This is a genomic window from Pseudomonas sp. NPDC087690 (genome assembly GCF_044743175.1).
Classification (GTDB): Bacteria; Pseudomonadota; Gammaproteobacteria; order Pseudomonadales; family Pseudomonadaceae; genus Aquipseudomonas.
The window spans coordinates 1-1,279 of record NZ_JBIUVX010000111.1 but is presented as its reverse complement, the minus strand read 5'-3'; the positions used below and the strand labels follow the sequence as shown (position 1 = coordinate 1,279).

The window sequence follows — 1,279 nt, the reverse complement described above, 5'->3', positions numbered from 1 at the left end:
TTCCTACGCCCAACAGATCGTTACCCTGACTTACCCGCACATCGGCAACACCGGCACCACGCCGGAAGACGCCGAGTCCGACCGCGTCTGGTCCGCTGGCCTGGTCATCCGTGACTTGCCGCTGGTGGCGAGCAACTGGCGTAACACGATGTCCCTGTCCGACTACCTGAAAGCCAACAACGTTGTGGCAATCGCCGGTATCGACACCCGTCGCCTGACCCGCATCCTGCGTGAAAAAGGCGCTCAGAACGGCTGCATCATGGCCGGCGACAACATCTCCGAAGAAGCGGCCATCGCCGCTGCGCAAGGCTTCCCGGGCCTGAAAGGCATGGACCTGGCGAAAGTCGTCAGCACCAAGACCCAATATGAATGGCGCTCGACTGTCTGGGATCTGAAGACCGACAGCCACGCGACCATCGACGCTTCCGAGCTGCCTTACCACGTGGTTGCCTACGACTACGGCGTCAAGGTCAACATCCTGCGCATGCTGGTCGAGCGCGGCTGCCGCGTCACCGTGGTGCCGGCTCAGACTCCAGCTGCCGACGTACTGGCACTGAAGCCGGACGGCGTGTTCCTGTCCAACGGCCCGGGTGATCCGGAGCCTTGCGACTACGCGATCAAGGCGATCAAGGAAGTGCTGGAAACCGAAATTCCGGTATTCGGTATTTGCCTCGGTCACCAACTGCTGGCACTGGCCTCCGGCGCCAAGACCCTGAAAATGGGTCATGGCCACCACGGTGCCAACCACCCGGTGCAGGATCTGGATACTGGCGTTGTGATGATCACCAGCCAGAACCACGGTTTTGCGGTAGACGAAGAAACCCTGCCAGCCAACGTGCGTGCGATCCACAAATCGCTGTTCGACGGCACCCTGCAAGGCATCGAGCGCACCGACAAGAGCGCGTTCAGCTTCCAGGGTCACCCTGAAGCGAGCCCGGGCCCGAACGACGTCGCGCCACTGTTCGACCGCTTCATCAACGAGATGGCCAAGCGACGCTAAGCGTTCGCCTTGAGACTGTAGAGAGAAGCCCTCGAGGGCGGCCCCGGCACCGGCGGCCCCTTCGAAACTTCAGAAATCGATCAAGACGGCTTGCCGACTGACCTGCGGATTTGAGTGACAAACCCATGCCAAAACGTACAGACATTAAAAGCATCCTGATTCTCGGCGCTGGCCCGATCGTTATCGGCCAGGCCTGCGAAATCTACTACTCCGGCGCCCAGGCCTGCAAAGCCCTGCGCGAAGACGCTTACCGCGTCATCCTCGTGAACTCAAACCCGG

The 1,279-nt window shown here is 61.1% G+C and carries 2 protein-coding genes; both read left to right on the top strand.

What is annotated here, in order from left to right:
- Nucleotides 1–1,000, top strand: a 1,000-nt coding sequence (gene carA / locus ACIPIZ_RS29705) for a glutamine-hydrolyzing carbamoyl-phosphate synthase small subunit (RefSeq protein WP_401169071.1), incomplete at its 5' end; no start/stop codon positions are given.
- A 125-nt stretch (nt 1,001–1,125) separates the two neighbouring features.
- A partial coding sequence (locus ACIPIZ_RS29700; RefSeq protein ID WP_401169073.1) for a hypothetical protein occupies nt 1,126–1,279 on the top strand: 154 nt, incomplete at its 3' end.